Raw genomic sequence first — 22441 nt, 5'->3', positions numbered from 1 at the left:
ACCACCCCGACACGCGCCGCCGTACACGTCGAAGTGACGTCCCAGCCCGGCGCTCCTGGAAGGAACACCCGAAAAAGTGAAGCTTCAGCGCACCAACGGGCTTCGCGCCACCGCGCTTGCTGCCCTCGCGGTCTCCGGCGCCCTGGTACTCACGGCGTGTGGTTCGGACAACAACGCAGGCGACACCACGACCGGCGGTTCCGGCGACAAGACCGCCGCCGCCTCCAAGATCGACTGCGGCGACGCCAAGGGTCAGCTGCTGGCGTCCGGCTCCAGCGCGCAGAAGAACGCCATGGACCTGTGGGTCAAGAACTACATGGCCGCCTGCACGGGCGTCGAGGTCAACTACAAGGCCTCCTCCTCCGGTGAGGGCATCGTCGCCTTCAACCAGGGCACCGTGGGCTTCGCCGGCTCCGACTCCGCGCTCAAGCCGGAGGAGGTCGAGGAGTCCAAGAAGATGTGCACGGGCGGCACCGGCATCAACCTGCCGATGGTCGGCGGCCCGATCGCCATCGGTTACAACCTGCCCGGCGTGGACAACCTCGTCCTGGACGCCCCCACCCTCGCCAAGGTCTTCGACACGAAGATCAAGAAGTGGAACGACCCGGCGATCGCCAAGCTGAACCCGGGCGCCAAGCTCCCGGACAAGTCGATCCAGGCCTTCCACCGCTCCGAGGACTCCGGCACCACGCAGAACCTCGGCAAGTACCTCGGCAAGGCCGCTTCGAACGAGTGGAAGTACGAGGCCGAGAAGAAGTGGCCCGCCCCGGGCGGCCAGGCGGCTTCCGGCTCCTCCGGCCTCGCGGCCCAGGTGAAGCAGGTCGAGGGCTCCATCGGTTACTTCGAGCTCTCCTACGCCACCTCGCAGTCCATCTCGACCGTCGACATCGCCACCGGCGCCTCCGCCCCGGTGAAGGCGTCCTCCGAGAACGCCTCCAAGGCCATCGCCGCCGCCAAGGTCAAGGGCACCGGCAAGGACCTGGCTCTCGACCTCGACTACACCACCAAGGCCGAGGGCGCCTACCCGATCGTCCTCGTCACCTACGAGATCGCCTGCGACAAGGGCAACAAGCCCGAGACGCTGAGCGCGGTCAAGTCCTTCCTCACCTACACCGCCTCCGAGGAGGGCCAGAAGGTCCTGAGCGAGGCCGGTTACGCCCCGATCCCGACCGAGATCAACGCCAAGGTTCGCGAGACGGTCTCCAGCCTCTCGTAACCCCCTGCGTCGACTGGGCGACAACGGCCGGCCCGGAGTACCCCTCCGGGCCGGCCCTCCGTCGCCACCATCCGGTGCACCGCCGCCAGGGGAACCGCGACCGCGGATCCTTCCCCGTCCACAGACCGGAAAGATCATGGCTTCGACTACACCCATAGAGACACCACCGGCCAAGCCGGCCGCCGCTCGCCGGGCCACTTCCACCGGACGTTCGGGCGACAAGATCTTCCTGGGCCTCTCCCGTGGCTCAGGCATTCTGCTGCTCGTGATCATGGCGTCCATCGCCGCCTTCCTGAGCTACCGCGCAGCAATCGCCATCTCGAAGGACGAAGGCAACTTCTTCACCACCTTCGACTGGAACCCGGCGGGCAATCCGCCGGTCTTCGGCATCGCCGTCCTGCTCTTCGGCACGATCGTCAGCTCGATCATCGCGATGGCCATCGCGGTTCCGATCGCTGTCGGTATCGCGCTCTTCATCTCCCACTACGCACCGCGCAGGATCGCCGCGCCGCTCGCGTACGTCGTCGACCTGCTCGCCGCCGTGCCGTCGATCATCTACGGCATCTGGGGCGCTCTCTTCCTGGTCCCGTACCTGGAGGGGCTGAACCTCTGGCTCGACCAGTACCTCGGCTGGACGTACATCTTCGACAAGACCGAGGTCGGCGTCGCCCGCTCCCTGTTCACCGTCGGCATCCTGCTGGCGATCATGATCCTGCCGATCGTGACCAGCGTCAGCCGGGAGGTCTTCCTCCAGGTCCCGCGGATGAACGAGGAGGCCGCGCTCGCGCTCGGCGCCACCCGCTGGGAAGTCATCCGCATGTCGGTGCTCCCCTTCGGCCGCTCCGGTGTCATCTCCGCCTCGATGCTCGGCCTCGGCCGCGCCCTCGGCGAGACGATGGCCGTCGCGACGGTGCTCTCCCCGAGCTTCCTCATCTCGCTCCACGTCCTCGACCCGGGCGGCGGTACGTTCGCCCAGAACATCGCCGCGAAGTTCGACGAGGCCAATGAGTTCGGGCGGGACGCCCTGATCGCCTCCGGTCTGGTCCTCTTCGTCCTCACCCTGCTGGTCAACGGCGCCGCCCGCATGATCATCGCGCGCCGCAAGGAGTACTCGGGGGCGAACGCCTGATGTCGCACGCAACCATCCAGGACACCCGTCCTTCGGCCCCCTCCCCGCGCCGCAAGGCCGGCCTGAGCCGCCGCGGCCTCCCCCGCTGGACCCAGCCCGTCTTCGCAGTCGTCTCCATCTCGCTCGGCGTCGGCATCGGTGTCGCCGCGGGCTGGGAGAGCCGGGTGCAGTGGGGCCTGATCGCCGCGCTGCTCTTCGTCCTCATCTCGTACGTCACCACGACGGTCGTCGAGAACAGCCGCCAGGCCAAGGACCGCCTCGCCACCAGCGTCGTCTGGGTGTGCTTCGTCCTCGCCGTCGTCCCGCTGCTCTCGCTGATCTGGGTCACCGTCAGCCGCGGTGTGATGGCCCTCGACGGCTACTTCCTCACCCACTCCATGGCCGGCGTCCCCGGCTTCGAGGCCGGCGGCGGTGTCTACCACGCGCTGGTCGGCACGCTGGAGCAGATCGGTCTCGCGACTCTCATCGCCGTGCCGATCGGCCTGCTCACCGCCGTCTACCTGGTCGAGTACGGCAAGGGCGCGCTCGCCCGGGCCGTCACCTTCTTCGTCGACGTCATGACGGGCATCCCGTCGATCGTCGCGGGTCTGTTCATCCTGTCGATCATGCTGATCGCCGGCCTGCAGCCGTCCGGCTTCATGGGCGCGCTCGCCCTGACGATCCTGATGATCCCGGTCGTCGTCCGCTCCACCGAGGAGATGCTCAAGCTCGTCCCGAACGAGCTGCGCGAGGCCTCCCTCGCCCTCGGTGTGCCGAAGTACCGCACGATCCTGAAGGTGGTCATCCCGACCGCGATCGGCGGCATCTCCACCGGTGTGATGCTCGCGATCGCCCGTATCGCCGGTGAGACCGCCCCGATCATCCTCCTCGTCTTCGGCAGCCAGCTGATCAACGCGAACCCGTTCGAAGGCGCCCAGTCCTCGCTCCCCTTCTACATCTGGGAGCAGTACCGAGTCGGCAGCGAGGCGTCGTACGACCGCGCCTGGGCCGCCTCCCTCGTACTGATCGCCTTCGTCATGATCCTCAACCTGGTGGCCCGCGGCATCGCCCGCTGGAAGGCCCCGAAGACCGGCCGCTAAGGCCTCCTGGAAGTGATGTGAAAATGGCCAAGCGTATTGACGTCAGCGGTCTGTCCGCCTTCTACGGTTCCCACAAGGCCATCGAGGACATCTCGATGACCGTGGAGCCCCGCTCGGTGACGGCCTTCATCGGCCCGTCCGGCTGCGGCAAGTCCACCTTCCTGCGCACCCTGAACCGGATGCACGAGGTCACCCCCGGTGGCCGCGTCGAGGGCAAGGTGATGCTGGACGACGAGAACCTGTACGGCTCGAACGTCGACCCGGTGGCCGTGCGACGCACGGTCGGCATGGTGTTCCAGCGCCCCAACCCGTTCCCGACCATGTCGATCTTCGACAATGTCGCGGCGGGCCTGAAGCTCAACGGCAAGTACAACAAGCGCCAGCTGGCGGACGTCGTCGAGAAGTCCCTCAAGGGCGCGAACCTCTGGAACGAGGTCAAGGACCGCCTCAACAAGCCCGGCTCGGGTCTGTCCGGCGGTCAGCAGCAGCGTCTGTGCATCGCCCGCGCGATCGCGGTCGAGCCGGACGTCCTGCTGATGGACGAGCCCTGCTCGGCGCTGGACCCGATCTCGACCCTCGCGATCGAGGACCTCATCGGTGAGCTGAAGGAGCGCTTCACGATCGTCATCGTGACGCACAACATGCAGCAGGCGGCGCGCGTCTCCGACCGCACGGCGTTCTTCAACCTCTCGGCCGTCGGCCAGCCCGGCCGGCTGATCGAGATCGACGAGACCGAGCGCATCTTCTCCAACCCCTCGGTCCAGGCCACCGAGGACTACATCTCGGGCCGCTTCGGCTGAGCCGCGGCGCTCGCCCCCGATCTGCCTCGCGGTGCTGCATGGCGGTGCCACCGCAAGGCACGGGCCCGCCCCTCTCCCACAAGGAGCCGGGGGCGGGCCCATTTGTTGTTCTTGCGCAGGGCTCCTGCGCAGCCCGCGGGTACGGGCCGGCACGGCGGCGCGCCCCGCGTGTCCGTCATCGAACACCCGGACGGGCTGGGGGTGCACCGGCACCCCCGCAGGGGCGCACGGGCCCGAGAAACACCTCTCCCCCTGCGCCCACCAGGGCGCAGGGGGAGAGAAGAGGAGAGGGAGAAGGAACCCGTCAGCCGAACGCCAGGTTCACGACCCAGAAGCTGAACGCCGCCACCACCGCCGCCGCCGGCATCGTGATGAACCACCCCATCACGATGTTCTTCGCGACCCCCCACCGCACCGCGTTCACCCGCTTCGTCGCCCCGACACCCATGATCGCCGACGTGATCACATGCGTCGTCGAGATCGGTGCCTGGAACAGGAACGCCGACCCGAACATGATCGACGCCCCGGTCGTCTCCGCCGCGAACCCCTGCGGCGGATCCAGCTCGATGATCTTCCGCCCGAGCGTCCGCATGATGCGCCAGCCACCCGCGTACGTCCCCAGCGACAGCATCACCGCGCAGACGATCTTCACCCACACCGGGATCGGGTCCCCGAAGTCCTCGACGTCCGCGATGACCAGGGCCATCACCACGACACCCATGGTCTTCTGCGCGTCCTGCAGACCGTGTCCGAGCGCCATGCCCGCTGCCGACACCGTCTGCGCGATGCGGAAACCACGCTTCGCCTTCGACGGGTTCGCCCTGCGGAACAACCACATGATCCCGGCCATCACCAGATACCCGACGACCAGTCCGACCAGCGGCGAGACGAACATCGGGATGATGACCTTGTCGATGACGCCGCCCCAGATGACCTCGGTCCCGCCCGCGAGCGCCGCGCCCACCAGCCCGCCGAACAGCGCGTGCGAGGACGACGACGGCAGGCCGAAGTACCAGGTGATCAGGTTCCAGATGATCGCGCCGACCAGCGCCGCGAAGAGGATGGCCATGCCCCGGTCGCCCTTGGGCGTCTCGATCAGGCCCTCGCTCACGGTCTTGGCGACCCCGCTGCCGAGGAACGCACCGGCAAGGTTCATCACCGCGGCCATCGCCAGCGCCGCCCGCGGCGTCAGCGCCCGCGTGGACACGGACGTCGCGATGGCGTTCGCGGAATCGTGGAAGCCGTTCGTGTACGTGAAGAAGAGCGCGACCCCGATGGTCGCGACCAGTGCAAAGGTGTCCACGAAGCCTCAGGACTCCTTGACCGCGATGGTCTCCACCGTGTTGGCCACGTGCTCGAACGCGTCGGCGGCCTCTTCCAGTACGTCCACGATCTGCTTGAGCTTGAGCACCTCGATGGCGTCGTACTTACCGTTGAAGAGGTGCGCAAGCAGCTTGCGGTGGATCTGGTCCGCCTGGTTCTCGAGCCGGTTGACCTCGATCCAGTACTCGGTGAGGTTGTCCATGGTCCGCAGATGCGGCATCGCCTCCGCGGTCAGCTCGGCCGCCCGCGCCAGCACCTCGATCTGCTGCTCGACACCCTTCGGCAGCTCCTCGACGTTGTAGAGGACGACCAGGTCGACGGCCTCCTCCATGAAGTCCATGATGTCGTCGAGCGACGACGCGAGGGAGTAGATGTCCTCCCGGTCGAAGGGCGTGATGAACGAGGAGTTCAGCTGATGGAAGATCGCGTGGGTAGCGTCGTCTCCGGCGTGCTCCGCTGCCCGCATCCGTTCCGCGATCTCGGCTCGGGCGGGACCATCCGCTCCGAGCAGTTCCATCAGGAGCTTCGAGCCCGTGACGATGTTGTCCGCGGACGCGGCGAACATGTCGTAGAAGCTCGTCTCCCTGGGGGTCAGACGAAATCGCACGTGGGGTCCTCGGGGTGCTGGGTACGGTCAGGGTGATGCTAGGCGCATCATCCGGCCACGGCTAACCGGCGTCCCCTCAGTGTCGCCCATCGGACACATCGGTCGGCACGGGGCCCTGCCGCAACCGTAAAGGATCGGTACCATATACCCACGAGGGGTATACCGGACAGAGCTGGACAGGACAACGGGAGGACGCGATGACGACCACGGATGCGGCCACGACCGCGACCACGAGCGCGACCGCCACGGAACCGGCCGACGGCGGTCTCCCCGTCACGGACCACGACCGCGGAGTGCACGGGTACCACAAGCAGAAGGACGAGCACCTCAAGCGGCTGCGCAGGATCGAGGGCCAGATCCGCGGCCTCCAGCGCATGGTCGACGAGGACACGTACTGCATCGACATACTCACCCAGGTCTCGGCGTCCACGAAGGCGCTGCAGTCCTTCGCGCTGCAGCTGCTCGAGGAGCATCTGCGCCACTGCGTCGCGGACGCGGCGCTCAAGGGTGGTGACGAGATCGACGCGAAAGTGGAGGAGGCGACGAAGGCGATCGCCCGCATGATGCGGACGTGACCAGGGGCCGCTCCCCTGTCCTCAGTCGCTCTCGGGCACCGTCACCTTGCCCACCATGCTCACACTGCTCACGTTGAGCACCTCGTCGATACGGTCGGCGCTGAGCCGCTCCCCGTCCGCGGCCGACGCCGCGATCATCAACTCACCGCACAGCTCGATCTCGGCGAGGGCCACGTGGTCCTGGACTGTCGGCGTGCTGGGCGGAGCCACGTGCTTTCACCTCTTCCCGGCCGGTGTCGACTCCCTAGCGTAGGGAGCGGGACACGCTCCACGCATGGCACGTCCGGACCATTTCCCGACAGCCCGACTGCCTAGAGGCGCACCTTCCCCGCCTAGAGCCGCACCTTCCCCGCATAGATGTCCTGGTGGGCGGGCAGCTGTACGACGACGGGCGCGCCGAACTCGTACAGCAGTGTCGTCGAGGCCACGGCGACGGTGCGGCCCTGATTCACGAAACTGAACTGGTGGCGCACCTTCCGCAGCCGCCCCGCGTCGTCGAGATACGCGTCGAACGGCACGCTGTCCTTGGCGAACCCCTTCGCCGCCGCGGCCAGAGCATCCCTCGCGTGCGGCGACGCGACGTGCGCGGCGCGTGCGATGTGCGTGGTGCCTCGGTAGTGGTTGACCCTGACGCCGGCGAGGTCCTCCTGGCCGACGTACATCACCGTCCGCGCCCCGCGCAGCAGTTCGGCGGCAGCGGCCGGGTCGGTCGCACCACCCGTGACCAGGTTGCCGTCCCGCAGGGTCGTCGTGTCGACCCGCACCCACTTGTCGGCGGGGACCCCGGCGCCGCGGTTCTTCATGTAGAGCGCACCGGGCGCGAACAGCTCGGTGATCGGCCGGTGCTCGTCCGCGCCCGCAGGGTCCTTGGGCAGGACGACGCGGAGTCGGCCCGTGCTGCGGCGGAAGTCGTAGCCGCCTTCCCCGCGGATGGTGACCCGGGTCCCGCCGGCCGCCATCTCCATGGACGTCCGCGCCTTCGAGGTCCCGGCGGCGGCGAGCACGTCCGCGGCGTTCCGTACGACGGCGACGGGATCGCCGGAAGGCCGGGCGTCGGCCACGGCGTTCCCTCCCGCGGAACATCCCGCGGTCGCGGCCACCATCGCACCCACGCCCACCACGGCGGCGGCTGCACATACCCCGCCCCTGAGCCTGTGCTGCTGCACCACCATCGCCGGCATCCCCTTCCTGGACCCACCCGCCCCGGATAACGACGACCCTGGCGGGTCGTCACGCCAGGTACCGTGGAGTCGTGCAAAGGCAACACAAGACGCACACGACGGAAACCGGATCCTTCTGCGTCGCCGGCTGTACCTGCGGCTGGCGCGGCCCCGCCCGGCGCTCCCGCGACCGCGCCCGCAAGGACGCCAGAGCCCACGTGGAGAACCCCCCGGCCGAGTCGTAACCCTGCGGAGGGTGAGGGCGCGCCCGAACGCCCTCGGGGCGCAAGGGGCAGGCGGGGGAAGAGGGGACGAAAGGCCCTACGCCGCCAGGTCGTTGTCCCCCGGCTCCGCTCCCTGCCGCGGCTCCGCGAAGTCCAGCCGCTCGTGCGGCCGGTGTTCCCTTCCGCGCACTCCGACGCCCGGCGCCCGGCGCGACCGTACGAGCCTGCCTGCCCGCCCGGACCGGGCGACCGCGGACAGCAGCGGGGTGAGCAGTCCCAGGGCCGGCGGTGCGAGCAGCAGCGTCACGGCCGTGCCGAGCGCGAAGCCGCCCACCACGTCCGTCGGGTAGTGCACGCCCATGTAGACCCGGCAGAAGCCCTCGGCCAGCGCGAGTCCGATCGCCGCGAGCCCGAAGAGGCGGTGCGCGACGAAGAGTCCGACGCCCAGCGCCATCGCCATCGTCGCGTGGTCGCTCACGAACGAGAAGTCGGTCTTGCCGCCGACCAGGACCTCGATCCCCTCGTGGTCCAGGAACGGCCGCGGCCGTTCCACGAACCCCCGGATCGGGATGTTCACCAGGAGCGCGAGGCCGGCCGCGAGCGGCGCCCAGACCAGCCCGGCCATCGCCGCGACCGACTCCTCCTCGGTGCCCCGGCGCCGCACGTACCACCAGCACCACAGCACCACGAGGACCATCGCGAGCATGATCCCGTACTCACCGACGAACTCCATGACGCGGTCGAACCACGCCGGCGCGGACCGGGCGAGCCCGTTGATGTCATGGAGCAGGCTGACATCGGGGTTCGACCCCGAGTCGAGTGCGAGTCCAGCCATAGCTGCGGCCCCTTGCCTGCCTGTCGTCCGAATGCCGCGGCGCACAACGCTGTGCGCCGCTCCTGCCAACCCCCCGTGGTCGGTGCGTCGGTGCGGTGGATACGTACGTACTGCTCCGCTCCAGGGAACGACCCGTCCCGCGGGTCCGTTCCACTCTCCACGGAACGATCACCATGACGTTATCGAAGAGTGATGCATCGTCGCAGCTCAGGGCCTTGGCTTAACGGAGAGTTCCGGCCATTGCCGACACCTCGTCAGCCCTCCGTCATGCCCCTGGACGCGTCCCGGGCAGGTCGGTCGGCAGCGCGGCCGCCCCGTCCTTGGTCACGCGGGTCGCCCCGAAGTAGTCGGGCGTGTCGATCTTGTCGAAGCGGATCACGGCCCCGGTGTACGGCGCGTTGATCATGTACCCGCCGCCGACGTACAACCCCACGTGCCGGATCGCCCGCGAGTTGGCGAGGTCGTCCGAGAAGAACACCAGGTCCCCGGGGAGCAGCTCGTCCCGCGAGGGATGCGGGCCGGCGTTGTACTGGTCGTTCGCGACCCGCGGCAGCTCGATCCCGACGCTCCGGTACGCGGCCTGCGTCAGCCCCGAGCAGTCGAACCGCCCGCCCTGCTCCGGCGTCCCGTTCCCGCCCCACAGATACTTCGTCCCGAGCTTCTGCTGCGCGAAGTAGATCGCCCCGGCCGCCTGCCGCGACGGCTCGACCCGCCCGACGGGCCGGGCGAAGCTCTTCTCCAGGGTCCGGATGACCTTGACGTAATTCTGCGTCTCCTTGTACGGCGGCACACCGCCGTACTTGATGACCGCGTACGCCCCCGCGTTGTACGCCGCCAGCATGTTGTCCGTCGGGTCGCCGGGCGCCTTCTTCACATAACCGGCCAGCTTGCAGTCGTACGAGGCCGCCGACGGAATCGCGTCCGCCGGGTCCCAGACGTCGCGGTCCCCGTCGCCGTCCCCGTCCACACCGTGCGTGGCCCACGTCCCCGGAATGAACTGCGCGATCCCCTGCGCGGCGGCCTGGCTCTGCGCCCGCGGATTCCAGCCGCTCTCCTGGTACAGCTGCGCGGCGAGCAGCGCGGGATTGATGGCCGGGCAGAGGTTGCCCCACTTCTCCACGAGCGGCTGGTAGAGCGCCGGCACGGCCCCCTTCACCAGCGCGACGGCTCCCCCGCCCCCGCTCCTGGCGATCCCGGCGGCCGCAGTGTACGTCCCGACGACGAGCAGCGCGACGAAGCTCAGACACAGCCCGACGGCCCCACCGGCGACCAGCCACGCCTTACGCACCGTCAATCACCCTCCGCCGTACGGCAGTCCACCGTGCGTCAGTCTAGGGGCGGGGGCACGGGTTCAGGAGGTGGACGGACGGGTGGACGGCCCCCTCGCCGGAGAGCCGTGGGCGGGGAGCCGTTCGGCGCTTCACTCCGCCCCTGGCCTCCTCGGTTACCCGCAGGTAGCGTGTGCCCTACACCTGTCGGCAGGGGAGAGGCGGCCCGTCATGGCGGAACCCGAGGCGTTCTTCGAGCGGATCTCCGAGAACCGCTTCGCGCCGACCGAGCACACCCGCGGCCCGTGGGACGCGAACTCCCAGCACGCCGGACCGCCCGCCGCGCTGCTCGGGCGGGCACTGGAGGAACGACCGGGGGGCCGGACCGACATGCGGCTGGCGCGGGTCACGTACGAGATCGTCCGCCCGGTGCCGATCCGGCCGCTGGAGGTCACCACGACCGTCCTGCGCACCGGCCGCAGCGTGGAGCTCGTCGAGACGGCCCTCGCGCCCGAGGGCGAGGCGACACCGGTGATGTTCGCCCGCGCACTGCGCATCCGCACCCTCGACGAACCCGGCCCCGCCGTGGCCGAGGGGCCGCAGCTGCCCTCGCCCGGGGAGACCTCGGACACCCCCTTCTTCGGTGTGCCGTGGGACATCGGCTACCACACGTCCATGGACACCCGGTTCACCGAGGGCGCCTTCAGGGAGCAGGGCCCCGGCACCTGCTGGATGCGCATGCGGATGCCGCTCGTCGCGGGCGAGGAGATCCGTCCCCTGGACCGCGTCCTGGTCGCCGCCGATTCCGGCAACGGCATCAGCAACGTCCTCGACTTCAGCCGCCATATCTTCGTCAACGCCGACCTGACCGTCCATCTGCACCGGCACCCGGTCGGCGAGTGGGTGTGCGTCGAGGCCCGTACGAGCGTGGACCCGGCGGGCATCGGCCTGGCGGACGCCCAACTGCACGACGAGAAGGGCCCGATCGGCCGCAGCGCGCAGAGCCTCTTCATCGCGCCCCGCTGAGCCCGGACCGGGCGCGGTCCGCACCGCCGGCCGCTACTCCTGTGCCCGGCCCTGCGCGCGGCGGGCCCGGGCCAGCAGGTCGACGCCGAGCCCGTCCGTCTCCTCCGGCGACCCACCGAGCCGGTGCACCACCACCCAGTCACCGGTGTCGTCGAACGCCCCGGCGAAGACCGAGGCGTCCCGGGTCGCACCGTTGTGCCAGCGCAGTCGGTCCGCGGTCTGCCAGGCCGCGGCCGGCTCGCCCAGCGTGTGATCCACGAGCAGGCCGGTCACCAGGGTGGCCAGTGCGCGAGGGGTGGTCCATCGGCTCAACGGCCCTTCCCCGCAGCCCGGTTGATCGCCCAGCAGGCGACGAACACGGTCCCCGGCCCGGCTCGCCACACGCACGCCGCCTTCCAGGCCCCGGCTGAGGAAGCGGGCCAAGGCACCGGCAGCAGGGGACAGCGTCGACATCGGTCGCCTGGAAGGACGTTGAACCAGATCGACGTCCGCTGGAACGACTCGACCACGACACTCTTCGTCAGCGTCTACGCCGAGTGCAGCCGCGCGCCCCTGACGCGGCCCGCCAAGCGGTCGAGGGACCACGGCTGGACTCCGGCCGGACGCGACCTGTGATCACCCCCCGGGTCCGTGCCCTCATGCCCAGCGAGGAGGGCTTCGCGCGCGTAACCCAGGAGGTCCTGTACAACCACCCCGATCGTGCGGCCGGTTGACCTCTCGCCCGAAGCGCGGGCTCGGCCCATGTACCCACCCCGGGAAAGTGGTCTGGACCAGCCGCTATTACCCTGTGTCACGCAGCCAGGAAGGCTGTGAACGGTCCCCGCCGATGACCACGGCGGGGCAAGCACCACAGGAGAGCACATGGAGAACGTGGGGAACAAAGTGCGCCGCGCAGGCGACTCCGGGGGAACAGTGGCCGCAGTGGCCGTCATCGCGCTCATCGCGATCGCCGTGGCGCTGCTCGGGCTGGTGACCGTACGGTCCTGAGCCGACACCCCGGCAGGGCGGCGCGAATGCACCGCCGGACACCTCGCCGCCCTGCCGACCGGCCGGCCGCCCTACGGCGCAAGCCGTCAAGTCACCCAACCGGGCCCGCCGTCCCGGCCGTTGGAGTGACCCGCCTTCCCCGGCCACCCCGATCCCACAGCCCTGACCTCGGGTTTTTCAGCCGTCGGCGCCCCAACGACAGTCATTGCCCGGAGTCACCCTGCGTGATACACAGAGTGACCATACGCGTGCTCGCATGAATCCCGCCCACCGCCGTCGCAGGTCAGCGCGGCGGGTTCGGTCATTTGTGCGGGGATCGGGTAAAGAGACCAGCCAAGTCGGCGCATGAGACCGGTTTCATCAGCGAAGATAGAGCGTGACCCGTGCCGAGTGGCAAGGGCGTCGAACTACCCGACAGGGGCGGTGAGTTACATGATCCTGGCAGCCGAGAAGGGCGACATCACCACCATCATCGGAGGAATCGCCCCGAACTGGGGGCCTTTCGGAAGCCTTGGGAACGAGGCCCGCGTGATGATCGAGGTCGTGATGGCGGTGGCCATCCTGCTCTGCCTGGGCATCGCGATCTGGGGCGCGGCGAAGCAGCGCATCGGCGCGACGGCACTGCGCGACACCTTCAGCGCGGAGCAGGGCAAGGGCCTGATCGTGGCCGGGCTGACCGGAGTCTTCATCATCGGGTCACTGGGGACCCTGTTCACCATCGTGTACGGGATGGCTGTCTGACCTCCCGTCCCCCCTTCCACCCGTCCCCGACCCCATCCGCCCGTCGTGCCCAACGGCAGAGGTTGCGTCTCCCTGATGTCCCTGATGTCGAGTCACCACACCGCGCCCGCGCGGACACCAGCACGGCTACCGTCGTACTACGGCTACGGCTACGGCTTTCGCTACGAGGGGGCGTACGCGGCATGAGCTTCGGCGACGAGAACGACGGCATCGGGGGGACGGGGCAGACACGCACCCGCCTCCCGGAGACCGGCGGGAGCGGCGACGTCTACGGGGGTGCGCGGCGGCCCGTACGGAACTCGCGCTCCTTCATCACGGTCGTGGGCGTGGTCGTGCTCCTGATCGCGGCGATCGCGTTCGCGAACCGCGGTGACGGCGCGGACACCCCGGAGACGGACGGCAAGGCCCCGGGCGGCACGGCCCCGACGGCGGCGACCGGGGTGCGGCCGGTGACCGGGAAGAACGGGGAGATCCCGACGGGGTATGCGCGGGACGAGCAGGGGGCGCAGAGTGCGGCGGCGAACTATGCGGTTGCGCTCGGCTCTGACGGCATGTTCAACGAACAGCGCCGACACGCCATCGTCGAGGCCATCGCCGACTCCAGCAGCCTGAGCAAGCTCCAGTCCGGCTTCGACGCCGACTATTCGCAGGCATTCCTCGACCAGATCGGCCTCAACGCGGACGGCAGTGCACCCGACGGTGCGACGTTCGTCAGCCGTACGCTCCCGGCCGGCACAAAGGTCAAGAGCTTTGCGAACAGCTCCGCCGACGTGGACGTGTGGTGCGTCGGGCTCTTCGGCCTGACCGGCGAGCAGTCCACCAAGCCGGTGACGAGCGGCTGGTTCACAGTGACCGTCAAACTGAAGTGGAACGGCTCGGACTGGAAGGTCCTGGAGACAAGCCAGAAAACGGGCCCAACCCCTGTCACCGGCGACAACCCTGTCTCTGGCTCCGAAGAGATCGCCGGCGCGGTTGACGAGTTCGGGGGGTTCACCTATGCCCGCTAACCCTCGCCGCGCACGCTCGGTGGCTGCCGTTACGGCGGCCGCACACACAGCTGTGTTCCTGTTCGCAGCACGTGCCACAGCTGCGCCGACGCCAACGCCGACGCCTGGTCAGAGCAGCAACCCGTGCGAGCTGATCGCCGGTCCCGCCCGCGACTACTGCGAGAACGGCGACGGCGCCGCCCGCCGCTCCCCCGCGCTCGACGACCCCACCACCCCCCTCGACCCCCTCGCCTCCCTCGCCAAGGGCTGCGCCGACGCCGCCGTGTCGATCGTCGACGCGCTGTCGAAAGCCGTGAAGTCCACCGCCGAGGTGGACTTCACGAACGGCACCTTCCTCGCCCAGTACGCCGTCGTCTTCGCCGCCGCCACCTTCCTCACCCTCCTCCTCTGGCTCCTCGCGGTCGCCAAGCGCGCCATCCGTGGCGTACCCCTCACGACCGCCATGTCCGAGGCCGTCGGATTCCTCTGGCTGACGGTCCTGGCCTCGGCCTTCACCCCGCTGATCCTCTACACACTCGTCTCCGCGACCGACGCCATCACGGACGTCATCGCGGCCGGCACCGGTGGCCAGACGGACGTGTTCTTCGGGGGCTTCAAGGAGGCGCTCCAGAAGGGCAACGACATCGGCGGCGGGCCGATCATGCTGATCATCGTGTCGCTGGTGACGGTGCTCGCGGCCGGTGTGCTCTACCTGGAGCTGTTCATCCGCGCCGTGCTGCTCTACGTCGGCGCGCTGCTCGGTGTCGTCGTGTACTCGGGGCTCGTCGACAAGAACCTCTGGGGGCACGTGCGCCGCTGGGCGGGGATCATGATCGCGGTGATCCTGGTCAAGCCGGTCATCATCATCGTGCTCGGCCTCGCCGGGGCGCTCTCCGGCGACGACGGGCCGGACTCGTTCTCCGCGGTCGTGACCGGCCTCGCGATCATCCTGCTCGCGATCTTCGCCTCGGCGATGATCTACCGCTTCGTGCCCGGCTTCGGCGACGAGATCGCCGCCTCCCGCAACAACCGCATCCAGAACAGCGCCGAGAACAAGGCGGCCGCCGTCATCAGCTCCCCCGCCGCCCTCGTCTCGCAGGGCATCAAGACCCACTCCAGCCGCAGCGACCAGCGCGGCGGCAACGACGGGGCCGCCGCCCGGCCCGCGAGCCCCATCGCCGGCGGGGTCGCCGCCCACAGCTCCCGCGGCGGCGGGACCGCGGGCGGGGTCGGCGGCGGATCTGTCCCCTCCGCCGCACCCCCGCCCCGTAGCGGCGGCAGCGCCCCCGGCACGAGCACCCCCCACAGCCATCGCAAGAGCACAGGCACCGGCACAGGAAGCACAGGAGGTGGAGGGCGTTGACGACGCAGTCCCAGCCCATCGCGCCCCGCCGTACGTATCTCATCGGCCGGGCCCGGCCGAACGCGATTGTCGGCAAGAACCGCGAGACCGGCGAGATCGCCCTGATCATCGCCGGCGCGTTCCTCGGCATGATGAGCGGCCTGCTGGTCCCCCTCCTGTCCCTGCGGATCGTGCTGCTCATGGGTTTCCCGCTGCTCGCACTCGCCGCGGTGTACGTCCCGTACAAGCAGCGCACCTTCTACCGCTGGTTCGAGATCAACCGCAGCTACCGGCGCACCCTCCGCCGTGGCACCCTCTACCGCTCCGGAGCCATGGAGGCGGGCACCCGCATCGACGGCCGCGAGGTCGAGGTCGGGCCCCCGCCCGGCATCGGCAGGATCAGCTGGCTCGCCGCGCCCTTCGGCCCGGACGAGATCGCCGTACTGCTGCACGCCGACCGCCGTACCGTCACCGCCGCGATCGAGATCGAGGGCCCGGGCGTCGGGCTGCGCGACAGCGAGGACCAGGAAGCCCTGGTGGACCGTTTCGGCACCCTGCTCAAGCATGTCGCCAACGGCGACGGCTTCGTGACACGCCTTCAGATGCTGGCCCGCACCCTCCCTGCCGACCCCGACGCGCACGCCAAGGACGTCGCCCAGCGCGGCGACGCGGCCTCGCCCGGGTGGCTGCGGGAGTCGTACGACCAGCTCCAGTCGATGGTGTCCACCTCCAGCGAGCAGCACCGCGCCTACCTCGTCGCCTGCATGCACTACACGCGCGAACTCGCCGCCGAGGCAAGCACCATGGCGCGCGCCGCCCGCCAGGCCGGCGGCACGAAGAAGCTCGACAAGGACGCGGGCCTCGCCGTCGTCATGGCCCGCGAGCTCACCGACATCTGCGCCCGGCTCGCCGAGGCCGACATCCGCGTACGCCAGCCCCTCGGCCAGGGCCGGCTGGCGTCCCTCGTGCACTCGATGTACGACCCGGACCACCCCATCGACCACATCCAGGCGATGACCAAGCGCAACGCCTGGCCCGCCGAGCTGGACGCGATGGAGCCGACGTACCTCCAGGCCAAGACCCGCGAGTCGTCCACGCGCGCCCCCTGGTGCCACGCCACCGCGTGGGTGAAGGAGTGGCCGATGACCCCCGTCGGTGTCAACTTCCTCGCCCCGCTGCTAGTCCACACCCCGGACGTGATCCGTACGGTCGCCGTCTGCATGGACCTCGAACCCACCGAGGTCGCCATCGAGCGGATGCTGACCGAGAAGACGAACGACGAGGCGGAGGCGAGCCGCGCCGCCAAGATGAACCGCACGGTCGACCCCCGTGACATCGCCGCGCACGGCAGGCTCGACCAGCGGGGTGAAGATCTCGCCAGTGGCGCGGCAGGCGTCAATCTTGTCGGGTACATCACTGTGTCGTCGCGTACGCCCGAAGCCCTGGCCAGGGACAAGCGCACGATCAGGGCCTCGGCGGGCAAGTCGTATCTGAAGCTGGAGTGGTGCGACCGCGAGCACCACCGGGCCTTTGTGAACACGCTGCCGTTCGCGACCGGCATCCGCCGCTAGCGCGCCGACACGCGCCGATACGCGCCGATAGGGGCCCTGATCAGATGCGAGATCCGCTGTCCGTCCTCACCGAATCCTTCACCTCCTTCCTCTTCGGGAAGGTCGAGACGACGCGGCTGCCCGTGCGTACGTCGACGGGCCAGGCCCAGGCCGTCTATCTGCCGACCGCAGCACCAGGACTCGGCGACTCGGGCGTGATCATCGGCCGCGAGGTGTACAGCGGAAAGGGCTACATCTACGACCCCTTCCAGCTGTACGGGCAGCAGCTGCCGGCCCCGCACTGGCTGGTCCTCGGTGAGTCCGGCAACGGCAAGTCGGCGCTGGAGAAGACGTACGTGCTCCGACAGCTCCGCTTCCGTGACCGGCAGGTCGTCGTCCTGGACGCACAGGGCGAGGACGGCGTCGGCGAGTGGAACCTCATCGCCCAGGAGCTGGGAATAACTCCCATCCGCCTCGACCCGATGGCCGCCCTGGACGGCGGCATCCGCCTCAACCCGCTCGACCCGGCGATCACGACGACCGGGCAGCTGGCGCTGCTGCGGACCATCATCGAGGTCGCGATGGGGCACGGCCTCGACGAACGCTCGGGCTTCGCGCTCAAGGTCGCCCACGCGTACGTCACCGAGACCATCACCGACCGGCAGCCCGTGCTGACCGACATCGTCGAGCAACTCCGCCACCCGGAGCCCGAGTCGGCGGAGGCGATGAACGTCGACATAGACGACGTACGCGCCTGGGGCCTGGACGTCGCGCTGGTCCTGGACCGGCTCGTCGACGGTGACCTGCGAGGCATGTTCGACGGGCCGACGACGGTCGGCATCGACCTCGACGCGCCGCTGATCGTCTTCGACCTGTCGCACATCGACCGGAACTCGATCGCGATGCCGATCCTGATGGCCATCGTCGGTGTGTGGCTGGAGCACACCTGGATCCGCCCCGACCGGAAGAAGCGCATCTTCCTGGTCGAGGAGGCCTGGCACATCATCAACAGCCCGTTTGTGGCGCAGCTCTTCCAGCGGCTGCTCAAGTTCGGCCGTCGGCTGGGACTTTCCTTCGTCGCGGTCGTCCACCACCTGAGCGACGTGGTCGACGGGGCGGCGGCGCGGGAAGCCGCGGCGATCCTGAAGATGGCCTCCACACGGACGATCTACGCCCAGAAGGCGGACGAGGCACGGGCGACCGGGCGGGTCCTCGGCCTGCCCCGGTGGGCCGTCGAGATCATCCCGACCCTCACGCCCGGCATCGCGGTGTGGGATGTCAACGGCAACGTCCAGGTGGTGAAACACCTGGTCACGGAGGCGGAGCGCCCGCTGGTCTACACGGACCGGGCCATGACGGAATCGTCCGTACGGGACGACGTGCCCGAGGACGTACGAGCGGCGGACTGGGAGGCGGAACAGCGGGCGGCCCGCATCGAGCAGCAACAGCAGGCGCACCTCAGCGAGTCCTCCGAGTCGACGGTGGCGTGAGATGTCAGCGTCATCGCCACTGCCACCGTCACCTTCGTCGCGCGGGCGCGAGCCCCGTTTCCGCGAGGAACGGGGTATTCCCGACGGCCTGTTGGTGGGCCTGCTGGGATTCCTGCTCGGGCTGACGCTGCTGGTGTGGACGGCGACGGGCCTGGCGGGACTGTTCGCGCACGGGGCGTGGCCGGACGGGGTGACGTTCACACGCACCCCGCTCGCCATGCGCAGCCTGGCCTCGGAGCCGCACGACCTCCCGGCCGCCTGGCCCTCGACCCCGGCGGACCAGCTCTCCGGGTACGGGCTGTTCTGGGGCCTGCTCATCGGCGAGCTGATGGTCCTGGTCGTGCTCACCGTCTTCGTCCTGGGCACGCTGGCGCGCTGGCGGGCGGTGCGAACGTCGCGGGCGGCGCACAGGCGGCAGCCCGCGGCGGCGGATACGACGGCAGGTACGGCGGCGTTCGCGACCGGGCGGACCGGGCTGGCCGGGTCCGATGTGGTGGGGCCCACCGCAACCGACCACCCCGCGGAGAACGGCCACGCCGTCGAGGCCGACCCGACCCTCGACGCCGGCCCGACCGTCGCAGCGGGCCGGCCCCTCGAAGCCGGCCACACGCACGCCGTTCCCTCCGTCGCGACGAAGCCCAGGGCCGCCGGGGCCGGCGCCGGCCCCTTCGCGGAGGCGACCGTCCCCGCCCCCCGCGGCCCCCTCGTCGTCTACGGCGACCCGTCCACCCGTCGGCCCTCCGCCGTTCAGGCCATCCGGGACGCCGACGGCCCCGCGCTCGTCGTCACCTCCGACCCCACCGTGTGGGCGGAGACGAAGGACGCCCGCGCCAAGCTCGGCCCCGTCCTCGTCTACGACCCCGGCCACCTCTGCGACACCCCGGCCCGCCTCCACTGGTCGCCCACCGCCGGTTGCGAGGACGCCGACACCGCCGCAGCCCGGGCAACCACACTGCTCGCGCCCGTACGCCCCCACGCCCGCCTGGACGCCGCGCTGGCCGACACCGCTGAAACGCTCCTGCGCTGCTGGCTGCACGCCGCCGCCGTGGACGGCCGCCCGTTCAAGCAGGTCCACCGCTGGGCCCAGGGCAGCGGTGCCCATGAACCCGTACGTGTCCTGCGTACGCACCCCAGGGCGGCCTCCGGGCTCGCCGGACTGCTCGAATCGGCGCTCACCGCACATCCCGAACGCCGTGAGATGGCCCAGGAACTGACGACCCGTGCGCTCGCCTCGCTGGCGTCCGTACATATCCGCGACGCCTGCACACCCAATCGAGCGGATTCGCTCGCCCTGGAATCTTTCGTGGACGAGGGGGGCACGCTTTATATGGTGGGTGAACCGATCGAGGATCCCCGCACCCGCCCGGGTGCGATGCCTCTGCTGACCGCCCTCACCTCAAGCGTGGTCGAGCACGGCCGCCGCATGGCCGCACGGTCATCCGACGGTCGGCTCGACCCACCACTCACGCTCGTCCTCGAGGACGTCGCCGCCGTGGCACCGCTCCCCCTGCTCCCGGAGCTGCTGACCTCCGGCCCGGACCAGGGCCTGCCGACCCTGGCCCTGCTCCGCTCCCGCGAACAGGCCCGCGCCCGCTGGAGCGAGCCCCTCACCCGGTAGGCGCCGTTCCCACCACACCTCCGAGCTCCCACCACACCTCCCCGTACAACCCTTTTGCCGCACGCACGGTCAAACAGGGCGCCGGGAAGGAACGGGCCCTTTCCGCCACCCCCGCACTCGCCCGGTCATCCTTGAGCCAAGGAGCCGCTCGTGCGCAAGTACCGTACGGCCGCCGTTGCCGCGGCCTCGTTTCTCCTGATGGCGGGAGCGGTCATCGCCGCTCCCTCCGCCTACGCCGGCACCCCCGGCGGAACCCACGCAAGTGACCGCAACAGCGATTTCAACGGCGACGGTTACGAGGACGTGCTCATCGGCGCGCCGGGCGCAACCGTCAGCGGGAGGAAGGGCGCGGGGTACGTGACCGTGCAGTACGGCGCGTCGACGGGTATCGGTACCCGCCGGATCGCCGTCATCAGCCAGTCCACGTCCGGGGTGCCGGGCTCCGCGGAGACGGGCGACGGCTTCGGCAGGGCCGTGGCCACCGGCGACCTCGATGCGGACGGCTACGACGACGCGATCGTCGGTATCCCGGGCGAGGACATCGGCACGGTGGCGGACGCGGGCGGCATCACCGTTCTGTGGGGATCGTCGCGAGGGCTGGTCGGCGCGAACAGCGACTGGCTGGAGACCGCGGAGCCCGCGGCCGGCGAGAAATTCGGCAGCGCCCTCGCCGCGGCCCGTTTCAGCCCTGACACCCCTGGTGACCAACTGGCCGTCCTCAAGCGCGACGACCTGGAGCTGTACGCGTACGAAGCCGTCCCGCAGCCGCAGTCCGCGCGTCGCGCACCGCTGGAGCGCACCGCGCGCAACCGCCTCGCCGCCGCCGCGGAGGGGCGCGAGATCCTGCCCAAGTCCCTCACCACCGGTGACTACGACGACAACGGCCTGGCCGACCTGATCGTCTCCGGAGTCTCGGTGGGCGAGGAGCCTGGCCACGGCTGGTCGGTGTTCCTCTCCGGTCAGGAGCGGGGTCTGGTGTACGAGCGCGATCTGCGCGGCGGCCCGGTCGTGGCGTCCGGCGACATCAACAACGACGGCTACGACGACCTCGTCACCGGCGAGCCGCACAGCCCCAACGACGGTGGCGACTGGATGACCGGCGGCCAGGTCGGCGTCTACTACGGCAGCCCCGACGGGCCGCTGGGTATTGAAGGTGCGGGCAGCCCGCCCCAGTGGTGGACCCAGAATTCGCCCGGAGTCCCCGGCACGGCCGAGCGCGCCGACGGCTGGGGCACCGACCTCTCCGTCGCGGACACCAACGGCGACGGGTACGCGGACGTGGCGATCGGCGCTGCCGGCGAGGACATCGGCACGGTCGCGGACGCGGGCGCGGTGTGGGTCCTGCGCGGCTCGGCCGGCGGACTGACCGCCACCGGTGCCAAGTCGTGGGATCAGAACTCGGCGAACGTGCCGGGCACCGCGGAGAAGGGCGACCGCTGGGGCGGGCAGGTCAGGCTGACCGACCCCAACAGGGACGGCCGCTACGGTCTGCTGGCCGCGGCCCCGGGAGAGAACACGAACGATGGCGTCGTGTGGGTGCTCTCGGCCGGTTCGGGCGGGGTCACGGCGACCGGCTCGTGGACGTACGGCGCCGGCTCGCTCGGCGCCCCGTCCCTGGACGCGTTGTACGGCGCGGCGATCGACGAGTAGGACACAGCACGCCGGGGCAGGCCAACAAGCCCTGCCCCGGTGTGGACGCCTCTCCCTGGTCGTCAGTCGTTGAGTGGCGCGCGGGGACGCAGGATCTCGTACTCGCGCTCCATCTCGTTCTCCGGAACGGGAGTGGGATCGCTGCTCAGGACGAACCCGATCCGGCGGTAGAAGGCTTCAGCCCTCCGGTTCTCCGAGTGGACGATCAACCGCACGCGTTCGACCGCCGGCGCATCCAGCGCCCACGACCACTCGAGCGCCGCGCGGAACAGCTCATCGGCGAGCCCCGCACCCCGCGCCTCGGGCCGGACGAACACCCCGACCACATGTGTCTGCTCGACGATCGCGGCCTTGCCGACCCGCGGCTCGGCCCCCACCCTCTCCACCAGCACCGTGACGGTGCCGTCCCAACGACCGTCCGGCGCCTCGGCAACGAACTGAATGACGTCCCGCCCCGCCGCTCCGGTGCTGGTTCGCTGCTGCCAGAACGAATCAGGCTGCTCGAGAGCACTCTCGTACGTCTCCAGAAAGGCTATCGACGACAGAGGGTCCTGCAGGGCGGCGAGCCGGAGCTCACGGACCTTGGCCCACTCTTCGGCGCACACGGGCCGGATGACATGTTCCATCCCCTGATCCTCGTCACGGCACCGGCCCCGGGCAAGGCAGTTTCCGGTTTCCCGGAGATCGTCCCAGAACGCAGAAAAGCCCCGCACCAGAAATGGTGCGGGGCTTCCCGCAATGATTGTTCGGCGGCGTCCTACTCTCCCACAGGGTCCCCCCTGCAGTACCATCGGCGCTGAAAGGCTTAGCTTCCGGGTTCGGAATGTAACCGGGC

Annotated in this window: 23 protein-coding genes and 1 rRNA gene; 15 read left to right on the top strand and 9 right to left on the bottom strand. The window is 69.9% G+C overall.

The annotated features are described in order from the left end of the window. The first annotated feature begins 76 nt into the window (after window positions 1-76). The 4 genes from pstS (at window position 77) to pstB (ending at window position 4224) form a co-directional block, all read left to right on the top strand. The gene (pstS, locus tag ACFV9O_RS25230) at window positions 77-1216 is read left to right on the top strand and encodes a phosphate ABC transporter substrate-binding protein PstS (RefSeq protein ID WP_385421410.1); all 1140 of its coding nucleotides are present in this window, start codon (window positions 77-79) and stop codon (window positions 1214-1216) included. A 136-nt stretch (window positions 1217-1352) separates the two neighbouring features. Beyond that, a complete protein-coding gene (gene pstC, locus ACFV9O_RS25225) occupies window positions 1353-2345 on the top strand; it encodes a phosphate ABC transporter permease subunit PstC (protein ID WP_385421408.1) in 993 nt (330 codons plus the stop codon). Then, the gene (gene pstA, locus ACFV9O_RS25220) at window positions 2345-3424 is read left to right on the top strand and encodes a phosphate ABC transporter permease PstA (RefSeq protein ID WP_385421406.1); all 1080 of its coding nucleotides are present in this window, start codon (window positions 2345-2347) and stop codon (window positions 3422-3424) included. Before pstC ends, pstA begins: the two co-directional genes overlap by 1 nt. 23 nt (window positions 3425-3447) lie before the next feature. Continuing rightward, window positions 3448-4224 (top strand): phosphate ABC transporter ATP-binding protein PstB, encoded by a 777-nt coding sequence (gene pstB, locus ACFV9O_RS25215; protein ID WP_385421404.1) that lies wholly within the window; start codon window positions 3448-3450, stop codon window positions 4222-4224. 304 nt (window positions 4225-4528) lie between these two features. On the opposite strand, the gene ACFV9O_RS25210 is transcribed toward pstB, so the two are convergent. Further along, window positions 4529-5527, bottom strand: a complete 999-nt coding sequence (locus ACFV9O_RS25210; RefSeq protein WP_385421402.1) for an anion permease — start codon at window positions 5525-5527, stop codon at window positions 4529-4531. 6 nt (window positions 5528-5533) lie between these two features. Next, the gene (locus ACFV9O_RS25205; protein ID WP_093661211.1) at window positions 5534-6154 is read right to left on the bottom strand and encodes a DUF47 domain-containing protein; all 621 of its coding nucleotides are present in this window, start codon (window positions 6152-6154) and stop codon (window positions 5534-5536) included. 197 nt (window positions 6155-6351) lie between these two features. Between ACFV9O_RS25205 and ACFV9O_RS25200 the strand changes: the two genes are divergently transcribed. Continuing rightward, entirely contained in the window at window positions 6352-6729 is a 378-nt protein-coding gene (locus ACFV9O_RS25200) for a metal-sensitive transcriptional regulator (protein ID WP_385421400.1), read from the top strand. 21 nt (window positions 6730-6750) lie between these two features. Here the strand turns inward: ACFV9O_RS25200 and ACFV9O_RS25195 are convergent, their stop codons facing one another. From ACFV9O_RS25195 to ACFV9O_RS25180, 4 genes are all read right to left on the bottom strand, one after another. Further along, on the bottom strand, window positions 6751-6939 hold the full coding sequence (locus ACFV9O_RS25195; RefSeq protein ID WP_385421398.1) for a hypothetical protein: 189 nt from the start codon (window positions 6937-6939) through the stop codon (window positions 6751-6753). 122 nt (window positions 6940-7061) lie between these two features. Then, window positions 7062-7901 (bottom strand): hypothetical protein, encoded by an 840-nt coding sequence (locus ACFV9O_RS25190; RefSeq protein WP_385421396.1) that lies wholly within the window; start codon window positions 7899-7901, stop codon window positions 7062-7064. A gap of 309 nt (window positions 7902-8210) precedes the next feature. Next, window positions 8211-8948 carry a phosphatase PAP2 family protein gene (locus ACFV9O_RS25185; RefSeq protein ID WP_385421395.1) on the bottom strand — a complete coding sequence of 246 codons (738 nt, stop codon included), beginning with the start codon at window positions 8946-8948 and terminating at the stop codon, window positions 8211-8213. 265 nt (window positions 8949-9213) lie between these two features. After that, entirely contained in the window at window positions 9214-10236 is a 1023-nt protein-coding gene (locus tag ACFV9O_RS25180) for an NlpC/P60 family protein (RefSeq protein ID WP_385421503.1), read from the bottom strand. Window positions 10237-10447: 211 nt separating this feature from the next. On the opposite strand from ACFV9O_RS25180, the gene ACFV9O_RS25175 reads away from it, so the two are divergent. Then, complete coding sequence (locus tag ACFV9O_RS25175) at window positions 10448-11242, top strand: thioesterase family protein (RefSeq protein ID WP_385421393.1); 795 nt, start codon at window positions 10448-10450, stop codon at window positions 11240-11242. Window positions 11243-11275: 33 nt separating this feature from the next. On the opposite strand, the gene ACFV9O_RS25170 is transcribed toward ACFV9O_RS25175, so the two are convergent. Further along, the gene (locus ACFV9O_RS25170; protein ID WP_385421392.1) at window positions 11276-11554 is read right to left on the bottom strand and encodes a hypothetical protein; all 279 of its coding nucleotides are present in this window, start codon (window positions 11552-11554) and stop codon (window positions 11276-11278) included. A gap of 159 nt (window positions 11555-11713) precedes the next feature. Between ACFV9O_RS25170 and ACFV9O_RS25165 the strand changes: the two genes are divergently transcribed. From ACFV9O_RS25165 to ACFV9O_RS25125, 9 genes are all read left to right on the top strand, one after another. Next, the gene (locus tag ACFV9O_RS25165) at window positions 11714-11857 is read left to right on the top strand and encodes a hypothetical protein (RefSeq protein ID WP_385421391.1); all 144 of its coding nucleotides are present in this window, start codon (window positions 11714-11716) and stop codon (window positions 11855-11857) included. 246 nt (window positions 11858-12103) lie between these two features. Then, a complete protein-coding gene (locus tag ACFV9O_RS25160) occupies window positions 12104-12229 on the top strand; it encodes a hypothetical protein (protein WP_385421389.1) in 126 nt (41 codons plus the stop codon). Window positions 12230-12661: 432 nt separating this feature from the next. Then, entirely contained in the window at window positions 12662-12970 is a 309-nt protein-coding gene (locus ACFV9O_RS25155) for a hypothetical protein (RefSeq protein WP_142217964.1), read from the top strand. A gap of 182 nt (window positions 12971-13152) precedes the next feature. Beyond that, window positions 13153-13977, top strand: a complete 825-nt coding sequence (locus tag ACFV9O_RS25150) for a hypothetical protein (protein ID WP_385421387.1) — start codon at window positions 13153-13155, stop codon at window positions 13975-13977. Further along, entirely contained in the window at window positions 13967-15319 is a 1353-nt protein-coding gene (locus tag ACFV9O_RS25145; RefSeq protein ID WP_385421385.1) for a hypothetical protein, read from the top strand. The genes ACFV9O_RS25150 and ACFV9O_RS25145 overlap by 11 nt, the downstream gene beginning before the upstream one ends. After that, window positions 15316-16869: an SCO6880 family protein gene (locus ACFV9O_RS25140; RefSeq protein WP_385421383.1), complete on the top strand. Its 1554-nt coding sequence runs from the start codon at window positions 15316-15318 to the stop codon at window positions 16867-16869. Before ACFV9O_RS25145 ends, ACFV9O_RS25140 begins: the two co-directional genes overlap by 4 nt. 44 nt (window positions 16870-16913) lie before the next feature. Continuing rightward, a complete protein-coding gene (locus tag ACFV9O_RS25135; RefSeq protein ID WP_385421381.1) occupies window positions 16914-18338 on the top strand; it encodes an ATP-binding protein in 1425 nt (474 codons plus the stop codon). Between the two features lie 94 nt (window positions 18339-18432). Further along, on the top strand, window positions 18433-19956 hold the full coding sequence (locus ACFV9O_RS25130; RefSeq protein ID WP_385421379.1) for a type VI secretion protein: 1524 nt from the start codon (window positions 18433-18435) through the stop codon (window positions 19954-19956). Window positions 19957-20106: 150 nt separating this feature from the next. Continuing rightward, the gene (locus tag ACFV9O_RS25125) at window positions 20107-21606 is read left to right on the top strand and encodes an esterase (RefSeq protein WP_385421378.1); all 1500 of its coding nucleotides are present in this window, start codon (window positions 20107-20109) and stop codon (window positions 21604-21606) included. A gap of 62 nt (window positions 21607-21668) precedes the next feature. On the opposite strand, the gene ACFV9O_RS25120 is transcribed toward ACFV9O_RS25125, so the two are convergent. Then, a complete protein-coding gene (locus tag ACFV9O_RS25120) occupies window positions 21669-22232 on the bottom strand; it encodes a GNAT family N-acetyltransferase (protein WP_385421376.1) in 564 nt (187 codons plus the stop codon). Between the two features lie 118 nt (window positions 22233-22350). Continuing rightward, window positions 22351-22441 (bottom strand): 5S ribosomal RNA (gene rrf, locus ACFV9O_RS25115); the annotation flags it as partial.

The sequence above is a fragment of the Streptomyces sp. NPDC059909 genome (assembly GCF_042730885.1).
Taxonomy (GTDB): Bacteria; Actinomycetota; Actinomycetes; order Streptomycetales; family Streptomycetaceae; genus Streptomyces.
Note: the sequence above shows the minus strand (reverse complement) of the source record. Positions and strands in the feature narration are given on the sequence as shown.